Genomic DNA, 627 nt, shown 5'->3' on the forward strand with positions numbered 1-627 from the left:
GCGCACCCCGGCCAGCCGCTCCGCCCCGCTGCGGCCCCGCGCGATCAGCGCGAGCGCCAGCGCCAGCACCGCCGCCGGCAACAGCCCGCCGGTGAACAGGGCGGCGATCGACACCCCCGTGACCGACCCGATGGTGATCAGCACCAGCGACGGCGGGATCGTCTCGCTCATCGCCCCGGACGCGGCGAGCAGGGAGACCATCTCCCCCTCGTCCAGTCCGCGCGCCTTCATCTCGGGGAACAGCACCGGCGCCACCGCCGCCATGTCGGCGGCCTTCGACCCGGAAATGCCGGACACCAGATACATCGCCGCCAGCAACACATAGGACAGCCCGCCCCGCACATGGCCCAGCAGCGCGGCGAGGCAGGCGACCATCGCGCGCGCCATCCCCGTCATCTCGATCAGCAGGCCGAGGAAGACGAACAGCGGCACCGCCAGCAGGATCAGGTTGCTCATCCCCGAATCCATCTGGCTCGCCACCACCGACAGCGGCGTGCGCGTCAGCGTCGCCAGATAGGCGAGCGTCGCGAGGCCGAAGGCAAAGGCGATCGGCACCGACAGCAGCACGCCCGCGCCCAGCAGCAGCACGAAGAACACGACGAGGTTCCAGTTGCCGAGCGGGACGAG

General features: G+C 71.1%; 1 protein-coding gene. It reads right to left on the bottom strand.

Annotated elements, in window-relative coordinates; genetic code table 11:
• Positions 1-627 (bottom strand): TRAP transporter large permease subunit (locus B8460_RS19830; protein WP_048863358.1); only part of this gene is annotated, 627 nt, incomplete at both ends.

Origin of the sequence: Acidisphaera rubrifaciens HS-AP3, assembly GCF_000964365.1 — a bacterium.
Lineage (GTDB): Bacteria > Pseudomonadota > Alphaproteobacteria > Acetobacterales > Acetobacteraceae > Acidisphaera > Acidisphaera rubrifaciens.